Consider the following 8,940-nt stretch of genomic DNA (forward strand, 5'->3'; position numbering starts at 1 on the left):
TGTGGGGTCGCGATGCGGTGTGGACGCTAGGGGCCGCCCGTCGGCGAGTCAATACACATCAAAAAATAAGTCGTGAACTATCCGGCCGGAAAAGAGGGCCCGGCCGTCCCGGCCGGGCCCTCGGAGTGCGTCTGACGGTAAGTCAGGAACTGATCGTGTCCGTCGTCAGCAGGCCGATCAGCAGGAAGCCGACCACGATCCGGTAGATCACGAAGGAGTTGAACGAGTGCTTGGCGACGAACTTCAGCAGCCAGGCGATGGAGACGTAGGCGATCACGAACGACACCACGGTGCCGACGGCGAGCGCGGGCACGCCGACGCCCCCGCTGGTGGCGTCCTTCAACTCGTACAGCCCCGCGCCGGTGAGGGCGGGCAGGCCGAGGAAGAACGACAGGCGGGTGGCGGCCACCCGGTCCAGGTCGCGGATGAGCGCGGTGGAGATGGTGGCGCCCGACCGGGAGAAGCCGGGGAAGAGCAGCGCGAGGATCTGCGAACAGCCGACGATCATCGCGTCCTTGAAGGTGACCTGGTCCTCGCCGCGCTTGAATCGCGCCATCTGCTCGGCGCACCACATGACGACGCTGCCGCCGATCAGCGAGAAGGCGACGACCCACAAGGACGCGAGGGCGCCGTCGATCAGCGGCTTGGCGGCCAGTCCGACGACGACGATCGGGATGGTCGCGTAGATCACCCACCAGGTGAACTTGTAGTCGTGGTTGTCGCGCTCCCTCTTGTTCGCGAGCCCCTTGAACCAGGCGCCGACGAACCGCTTGATGTCGGAGAAGAAGTAGACGAAGACGGCGGCGATGGCGCCGGTCTGGATCACCGCGGTGAAGCCGACGACAGCCTTGTCGTCCACCGGGATGTTCATCAGGCCCTCGGTCATTTTCAGGTGCCCGGTGGAGGAGACCGGAAGGAACTCGGTCACTCCTTCCACGACGCCGAGAATGACGGCTTGGCCGACGCCGATGACGCTCATTGGGTGGTCCCGCCCCTTGTCCGCCGGTGATCACCCCGGCCCGTTACGACTACATGTTCGTAGACAACGGTCAGACTTTAGAGGATCGGCGGCCGGACCCCGAATCCGGGGCCCGGCCGCCGCGGGAGGCGGATCAGCAGGCGCCGAGGTCCTGCCAGACACCCCACTCACCGGTGGTGCCGGGCGTCTCGCCCGTCGTCCACCACTTGGCCTTCCAGGTGTGACCGGCGTACGAGACGGTGTTGCCGCCCACGTAGACCGCGCTGCTGTTCCACGCGGTGGCGGTGCAGCCGGTGGTGGTCCCGGTGACCGTGAGCGTGTACGCGGCGGTGTGGGTCGTGGTGCCCGCCTTGCCGGTGACGGTCAGGGTGTATGTGCCGGGGGCCGCCGAGGCCGTGGTGGCGACCGACAAGGTGGCGTTGCCGCCCGCGGTCACCGAGGTCGGGCTGAGCGTGGCAGTGACACCGGCCGGGGCGCCGGAGACCGTCAGCGCGACGGACTGCGCGGTGCCGGAGGCGACGGCGGTGTGCACGCTGGAGGTGGTGGAACCGCCCGGCGCGACGGAGCCGGAGGCCGGGGTCAGCGACACCGAGAAGTCGTTCGCCGGGGGCGGGGTGGTGGTGCCGCCGCCGGTGAAGGGCTGGAAGGTGTGGCTGAACTGCCAGGTGCTCTGTGCGACGCCGGAGCAGGTGTCGGAGCCGCCCTGGCCGGGGCAGCCGCCGTTGTCGCGCTGGAGCGCCCAGAAGGACAGCGTGTTGATGCCCTTGCTGACCGCCCAGTTGTAGACGGTGGTGGCGTTGGCGGTGGTGAAGGTCTCGGCCGCGCCGAAGTCGTCGATGCCGGGCATCTCCGTGACGCCGACCATGCCCCAGATCTGCGCGTCGGTCTTCGACGGGTAGAGCCCGGCGAGCTGGTCGTGCAGGCCGGTGGCGGCGGTCTGGGTGTCGGTCGCCATGTTGTGCGTGGCGTTGTCGTAGTAGTCGAACGTCATCAGGTTCACGACGTCGACCTTGACGCCGTTGGAGATGGCGTTCTGGATCACCGACAGGCCCGAGCCGTCGCCCGCGGTGCCCGTGGTCAGCCCGTGGGTGGTGGTCGGCAGGGTGAAGGAGAACTGCACCGAGCGGCCGTTGCTCGCCGCCCAGTCCTGGACCATCTTCACGGCCTTGTTGCGGCGGTCGATGCCGCCGGCGTTGGTCAGCGAGTTGTCCTCGATGTCGAGGTCGATCCGGCTGATGTCGTAGGTCGTGATGACCTTCTCGTAGGCCGCGGCGATCGAGCTGACGTTGGTGCAACTGTCGGCGATCTCGGTGCCGCTGTTGTCGGCCGCGTAACCGCCGAAGGACGGGATGACGTCGCCGCCGCCCGCCTGGAGGGTGTCGATGTCGGCGCCGAAGTTCGCCTGGGCGATCGGCAGCGAGCTGTCGCCGTTCCAGTACGGGGTGCAGGAGCCGACGGACGGCGTCTGGATGAACGCCATGGTGAGGAATTTGTTGCCGGAGGCCGACGCCAGGCCGGAGAGGCTGTCGCCGTTGTACGCCTCGAAGTACGGGGCGAACACGTGGGCGGGCAGCGGGGTGGCGGCGTGGGCGGTGCCGCTGCCGGTCAGGGCGAGCCCGGCCGCCGCGGTGGCGGTGACGAGTCCGGTGAGCAACGCGCGGAGGGGTCTGCGAACGGGTCCGGTCATGGACCGCGCTCCCTTCGAGGGGGGATGTGTGGGGGCCGACAGCACAGGGGGCGCTGCTGGTCTGGACCAATACTGTTGGTCTGGACCACCCGACTGTCAAGAGTCCTAACAGATAACGGAGTTGGACCACTCACCCCACGGGACCGGACATTTCCGGCGCCCGGACAGCACGTGTCACCGCCGCGCCCGCGCGGACGCGGCGGTGACCTGTCAGTACCCCGCTCGGACGGTCAGCGCCGCCAACTGGCGATCGCCAGCGCGGGAACGAACCGCGCGGCGTCCAGCGTGCCGACACCGGTCGCCATGTCGTACCCCTTCACCGCGGTGTAGCCGGTGACGCCGTCGTAGGAGTTGTTCGTGCCGTCCTTGACGTCCACGATCCCGGTGAGCCTGCTGTCGCCCCGGTAGAGCGCGTACAGCGCCTGGTGGATGTCGCCCACCCGGTGCCCGGCGAGCTGGTCGGCCAGCGCGACGATGCCGGAGAACAGCGGGCTGGACTCGCTGGTGCCGCCGTACACGTCCCATCCGACGGCCGTCGGGTCGAAGGAGGAGTACACCCACGCGCCGCCGTCCACGGCCGCGGTCATCGAGATGTCCGGGGTGCCGCGCCGGGCGCCGACGACGTTCTTGACCACGTCCTGGTACGAGGGCCTGGTGAAGACGTGCGACTGGCCGCCGCCGCCCGCGCCGTAGTCGTTGTAGACGCTGTCGGGCGCGGTGCGGTCGCCCGCGTCGTCCAGGTGGAGCTGCGTGCCGCCGATCGAGGTGACCAGCGGGTCGGACGAGGGCCAGGAGTTCACCGGGTACGGGTAGTCGGTGGCGCCGTCCGCCATCGAGTCGGTGGCGCCGCCGTCGCCTGAGGACGACAGCACTGTCACGCCGTGCGCGGCGGCGGCCTTGAAGGCGTACCGCAGCTTCTGGATGCTGGAGAAGTCGCCCCGGTCGAAGCCGGGGAAGGTGTTCTCGGTGGCGCCGAAGCTCTGCGTGATCACGTCGCCGACGCCGTGGTCGATCATCGACTTCTCGGCGTCCATCATCTCGGGCAGCCCCTCGACGCCCTCGGTCTCCGCGACGCCGGTCTCCACCAGCACGATGTGCGCGTCGGGCGCGACGGCGTGCGCCATCTCCACGTCCAGCGTGCTCTCGCTCGCCCAGCCGGTGTGGTCCGGATTCGTCGGGTCGAACGGCGGCACGTCACCCCACTTGACGACCTGTACGTGCGAGCTGGCGATGCCGAACTGCCGGCTGTACACGTCGAGGTCGTGCTGGATCGTCGGCGACCCGAACGAGTCCACGATCACGATCGTCCGCCCCTTGCCGGTGATACCGGCGCGGTAGAGCGGCTTGAGGTCGTACGCCTGGCGATACTGCTGCGGGGTGTAGCAGTTGATGCCCCACTTCGCCTGGCACTGCGCGCTGCTGAGCGGGCTGCTCACCCCGCTCACCAGCCGGTGTCCCGTGACCGCGGGCACGGCCTTCACCACCGGTGCGGTACGCGCCGGGGCGGCGGTGGCGGACCCGGCGACGGGAGCGGCTGTCAAAGCGGCGGCGGCGAGGGCGGTGACCCCTGCCGCCGCGACCGCGGCGCGGGGCCGCGGACGGAATCTGCGCATGGACTCTCCTTGTGTGGAGTGCGACCGCACGAGACGGATGCCGCGATCACACCCACAGATCATGCCCAGGACAAGAGACTTCGCCGTTTGCTGCCGACCGCTTTACTCCGGATGGCCGTCCCTTGGTTATTTCATGGGCATGCCATGACGAGGCGTCGTGGCGCGCTGTCATGCGGCGGCGTCACGCCACGTCACGACACGGCCGACGGCGGGTCAGGACACGATGTCCTTGGTGCGGAAGCCGCGGAAGGCCAGCGCCGTCAGCACGATCGCGTACGAGACCGACACCGAGGTGCCCTGGAGCATGCCGGACCACTCCATCGTCGGCTGGAGCGCGTCCGCCCAGGAGAACTGCCAGTGCGCGGGCAGCACGTCGCGCCACCGCCCCAGCGCGGTCACGGCGTCCAGCACATTGCCGACGATGGTGAGGCCGACCGCGCCGCCGACCGCGCCCAGCGGCGCGTCGGTGACCGTGGAGAGCCAGAAGGCGAGCGCGGCCGTGACGAGTTGGCTCACGAAGATGTAGATCACGGCGACCGCCAGCCGCGGCAGCGCCTCACCGGACGCCAGCGCCCCGCCGGTCGGCAGTTCCAGGTCCCCCCAGCCGTACGCGACGGTGCCCGCCACCAGCGCGACCGCGGGCAGCAGGACGAGCGCGGCCGCGCTGAAGCCCAGCGCCACAGTGAGCTTCACGGCCAGCAGCCTGGTCCGCGGCACGGGCGCGGCCAGCAGATAGCGCAGCGAGGACCAGCCCGCCTCCGAGGCCACGGTGTCGCCGCAGAAGAGCGCGACCGGCACGACGAGGACGAAGCCCGCGGAGACGAACAGGCAGGTCGCGCAGAAGTTGGCGCCCGAGGCGGTGGCGGTGTCGATCAGCGTCGGGCCGTTCCTGCCCTCGCCGCTCGGGGTGCCGCCGATCGCGAAGGCGGCGATCAGGATGAACGGCAGCGCGGCGAGCAGCGCGGCCACGATCATCGTGCGGCGCCTGCGCAACTGCCGCCTGGCCTCGACGCGCAGCCGCAGCGTACGGCCGGGGCGGTAGCCGGGCGCGGTGGCGCGGGCCGGTGACCCGTCCGGTGCGGGCGCGGGGGCGGGCATGGCGGGTGCGGCGCTCACGAGGAGCCTCCGATCAGGGTCAGGAAGGCGTCCTCCAGGCGGCGGTGCGGCCCGACCTGGGCCACGGGCACGTCGAGACGGACGAGTTCGGCCACGAATTGCGCCGGGGTCAGGCCGTCGAGCACCGCGAGCAGACCGTCCTCCTCGCGGACCGCGGTGGCGACCCCGGGCAGTGCGGCGACCTTCTCGACCGCGCTCTGCGGCAGTTCGCCGTCGGTCCCGACCAGTACGGTGTCCGCCGAGCCGATGATGTCGGCGACGGGACCGGCCGTGACCAGCCGCCCGCGGTCCATGACCACCAGATGCGTACAGGTCTGCTCGACCTCGGCCAGCAGGTGGCTGGAGACGATCACGGTCCGGCCCGCCTGCGCGTAGCGGATCAGCACCTCGCGCATCTCGCGGATCTGCGGCGGGTCGAGTCCGTTGGTCGGCTCGTCGAGGATCAGCAGGTCCGGCAGGCCGAGCATCGCCTGCGCGATGGCCAGTCGCTGCCGCATGCCCTGCGAGTAGGTGCGCACGGCCCGTTCCAGCGCGTCGCCGAGGCCCGCGATCTCCAGGGCCTCCGCCAGGTGGGCGTCCTGCGCCGGGCGGCCGGTGGCCTGCCAGTACAGGTCGAGGTTGGCGCGGCCGGACAGATGCGGCAGGAATCCGGCGCCCTCCACGAAGGCGCCGAGCCGGGACAGCACGGGCGCGCCGGGCCGTACCGCCTCGCCGAACACCCGGATCTCGCCCTCGTCGGGACGGATCAGGCCCATCAGCATCCGCAAGGTGGTGGTCTTGCCCGCGCCGTTCGGCCCGAGCAGGCCGAGCACCTGGCCGGGTTCGACGCGGAAGGACAGGTCGCGTACGGCGTACTGGTCGACGGACTTCGCGTACCGCTTGCTGAGGCCGGTGATCTGCAACGGGACCGCGGCGAGCGCCGGGTCGGCCGGGCGCGGGCGGACCCGGCGGCGGCCGGTGAGCAGCAGGACGGCGGCCACGGCCAGCGCGATCAGCGGCAGCGCCCAGGCCCACCACGCGACCGAGGTGGCGTCGGCGCGGAGCCCGGTGTCGGTGGGCAGGGTGAGTGTCGGCGACGCGAGCGAGACGGTCAGGGCCGCGGGCGCGGCCGGGGAGGCGTAGCCGAGGTCGGTGGTGGACAGCACCACGCGCAGTCGGTGCCCGGCCGCGAAGTCGTGGTCGACGGCGGGCAGTCGGACCGTGACGGTGGTGCCCTGCCCGGACCCGACGACGCGTACGGGGGCGGCGAGCGAGGCGGGCAGGGTCTCCTTGCCGCCGGGCGTGACGTCGTAGAGCTTCGCGAAGAGCACGGCGTCGGGCGCGTCGGTGGCGACCTTCACCCGCACCGACGGCGCTCCGGTGAGCTGGGCGCCGTCGCGCAGCGGCGCGGACTCGAACACCGCGATCTGGCCGGGGAAGTCCAGGGAGATGCCGGCGCCGACCGAGGAGAGCTGGGTGAGCGCGCCGAGGCCGGGGACGGCGGAGATCGCGGGCGGGGCGCCGCCCGCCGGGTTGGTGATCCGCTGGGCGGAGCCGGCGAGCGCGATCTTCCGGCTGCCCGATCCGTCGAGGCCGGGGTAGCTGTCGCCGCTCGCGCCGCGCAGGGTGACGCTGCCGTCGGTGGAGTTGAGGCCGCCGGTGCGGGTGACCCGGAAGGCGGGTCCCGTGCTCGTGGACGTCTCGCCCTTGAGGTAGTGGTCGAACCAGGCGGTGACCCGCTGGTCGATCCTGCCGTTCTCGGTGTTGCCGCCGTCGTGTCCGCCCGCGATCCAGTCGACGGTCACGGGTGCGCCGTTGGCCTTGATCGCCTTGGCCATCGCGTCGGACTGGGCGAGGGTGAACAGCGAGTCGGTCTGGCCCTGCACGATCAGCGCGGGGACCTTGATACGGGAGCCGACCGCGGACGGGCTGAGCGCGTCGAGTCGCGCGCGGGCGGCGGCGTCGGGCTTTCCCGCCTGGGCCACGCGTTGGTAGAGCGCGCAGACGGACGGTTCGAACCGGCCGCAGAGGGGGTCGGCGGTCGTCGGCGCTCCGGTGGGCGTGGGCGTGCCCGTGCCTGTGCCCGCGCCTGTGTCCGGGGTCCGGTCGCCGCCCGCTGCCGCGTCCAGCGGGGTGGAGCCGCTGGAGAAGAAGATGCCGGCCCACAGCTTCTTGTAGACGTCGTTCGGGAAGAGCGCGTCGCTCAGATTCCAGTACGTCATGCGCGGCGCGATGGCGTCGATGCGCTGGTCGTAACCGGCGGCGAGCAGGGAGATCGCGCCGCCGTACGAGACGCCGGAGATGCCGACCCGCGGGTCGCCCGGCGCGTCGAGCCGCACGTCGGGGCGGTCCGCGAGCCAGTCGATGAGCTTGCCGACGTCGGCGACCTCGCCGTCCGGCGCGTTGAGCCCGATGCGTCCGGTGGAGTGCCCGAAGCCGCGCGCGGACCAGGTCAGTACGGCGTAGCCGTGCCGGGCGAGCGCTTCGGCCTGGCCGCGCACGTCGTCCTTGCTGCCGCCGAAGCCGTGCCCGAGCAGTACGGCGGGCCGCCTGCCGGGACCGCCCGAGGTGAAGTACGAGGTGTCCAGGCGTACACCCCCGGCGCCGTCGAGCATCGCATCGCTGCGGTGCACCGAGCCGCCGTCGCCGGACGCGGTCGCCGTACCGACCGCGACGCCGCCCGCCACCAGCACCACGAGCGCCCCCGCGGCGGCGAACCACCTCTTGCGTCGCGGCCATCGAAGATCCATCCCTCGATCCTAGGCGGCTCGGGTCGCGGACCGGGCGTGGGCGGAGGGTTCTCCGGGTATTCCCATACTCCGCGCCTGTCAGGTGTCTTGACTTCTCCGGTGGCGCGTGCCATCCATGCGGTGCCCACGCGTCCGTCCGGGCGCGGGCAGGAGGGGCCGCATGCTCTCGCTCGGCGATATCTCCGACCGGCTGGAAATCCAGGATCTGTTGATCGAATACAGCCACGCGGTGGACACCGGCCAATGGCCGCTGCTGGACGCGGTCTTCACCAAGGACGCGGTCCTCGACTACACGGCGACGGGCGGACCGCGTGGAACTCTGCCGGAGATCAAGGAATTTCTCGCGGCCGTCATGCCGCGTTTTCCCGGATATCAGCATTTGCTCGGGAATTGCGCGATCCGGCTCGACGGGGACCGCGCGACGGGCCGCACCATGTGCCTCAACCCGCTCGTCCTGCCCGAGGGCGGCAAGGCCGCCGAGCGCGGTGTGCTGCTGTGCGGCTTCTGGTACGTGGACGGTTTCGCGCGGGACGGCGGCGGTTGGCGGATCGCCTCGCGGCGGCAGGAGACGTCGTACATGTACCGGGCGCCGGGCTCCGCGCAGGCGTGAGCGACCGGCCGCCTTCGGCACGTACCCGGTTCGCGCGGTGTCCGTGAACCGCCGCGGCGGGGGGGGGGGGGGGGGGGGGGGGGGCCCCCCCCCCCCCCCCCCCCCCCGGGGGGGGGGGGGGGGGGGGGGGGGGGGGGGCGGGTGACGCCGTGGTCCTTGAGGCAGCTCGTGAACGCCTGGAAGGCGGAGCTGTCGCCGCCGGGGCC

6 protein-coding genes are annotated in these 8,940 nt (G+C 71.5%); 1 reads left to right on the plus strand and 5 read right to left on the minus strand.

The window, feature by feature from the left end; translation table 11 throughout:
• Positions 1–142: 142 nt before the first annotated feature.
• The 5 genes from ACIP4Z_RS34175 to ACIP4Z_RS34195 form a co-directional block, all read right to left on the minus strand.
• Positions 143–979: an undecaprenyl-diphosphate phosphatase gene (locus ACIP4Z_RS34175; RefSeq protein ID WP_355347787.1), complete on the minus strand. Its 837-nt coding sequence runs from the start codon at positions 977–979 to the stop codon at positions 143–145.
• A gap of 133 nt (positions 980–1,112) precedes the next feature.
• Positions 1,113–2,666 carry a glycosyl hydrolase family 18 protein gene (locus ACIP4Z_RS34180; RefSeq protein WP_401314361.1) on the minus strand — a complete coding sequence of 518 codons (1,554 nt, stop codon included), beginning with the start codon at positions 2,664–2,666 and terminating at the stop codon, positions 1,113–1,115.
• Between the two features lie 230 nt (positions 2,667–2,896).
• Positions 2,897–4,279: a S8 family serine peptidase gene (locus ACIP4Z_RS34185; protein WP_401314363.1), complete on the minus strand. Its 1,383-nt coding sequence runs from the start codon at positions 4,277–4,279 to the stop codon at positions 2,897–2,899.
• Between the two features lie 213 nt (positions 4,280–4,492).
• Complete coding sequence (locus ACIP4Z_RS34190; protein ID WP_401314368.1) at positions 4,493–5,377, minus strand: ABC transporter permease; 885 nt, start codon at positions 5,375–5,377, stop codon at positions 4,493–4,495.
• Between the two features lie 14 nt (positions 5,378–5,391).
• Positions 5,392–8,124, minus strand: a complete 2,733-nt coding sequence (locus ACIP4Z_RS34195; RefSeq protein ID WP_401314365.1) for an alpha/beta fold hydrolase — start codon at positions 8,122–8,124, stop codon at positions 5,392–5,394.
• Between the two features lie 160 nt (positions 8,125–8,284).
• On the opposite strand from ACIP4Z_RS34195, the gene ACIP4Z_RS34200 reads away from it, so the two are divergent.
• On the plus strand, positions 8,285–8,734 hold the full coding sequence (locus ACIP4Z_RS34200) for a nuclear transport factor 2 family protein (protein WP_355347799.1): 450 nt from the start codon (positions 8,285–8,287) through the stop codon (positions 8,732–8,734).
• Positions 8,735–8,940 lie beyond the last annotated feature (206 nt).

This window comes from Streptomyces sp. NPDC088910 (assembly GCF_044749865.1).
Classification (GTDB): Bacteria; Actinomycetota; Actinomycetes; order Streptomycetales; family Streptomycetaceae; genus Actinacidiphila.

What these genes read in the sequence shown, in the direction of transcription:
- ACIP4Z_RS34185 (WP_401314363.1), bottom strand. Translation starts at nt 4,279, where the DNA reads ATGCGCAGATTCCGTCCGCGGCCCCGCGCCGCGGTCGCGGCGGCAGGG.
- ACIP4Z_RS34180 (WP_401314361.1), bottom strand. Translation starts at nt 2,666, where the DNA reads ATGACCGGACCCGTTCGCAGACCCCTCCGCGCGTTGCTCACCGGACTC.
- ACIP4Z_RS34175 (WP_355347787.1), bottom strand. Translation starts at nt 979, where the DNA reads ATGAGCGTCATCGGCGTCGGCCAAGCCGTCATTCTCGGCGTCGTGGAA.
- ACIP4Z_RS34195 (WP_401314365.1), bottom strand. Translation starts at nt 8,124, where the DNA reads ATGGATCTTCGATGGCCGCGACGCAAGAGGTGGTTCGCCGCCGCGGGG.
- ACIP4Z_RS34200 (WP_355347799.1), top strand. Translation starts at nt 8,285, where the DNA reads ATGCTCTCGCTCGGCGATATCTCCGACCGGCTGGAAATCCAGGATCTG.
- ACIP4Z_RS34190 (WP_401314368.1), bottom strand. Translation starts at nt 5,377, where the DNA reads ATGCCCGCCCCCGCGCCCGCACCGGACGGGTCACCGGCCCGCGCCACC.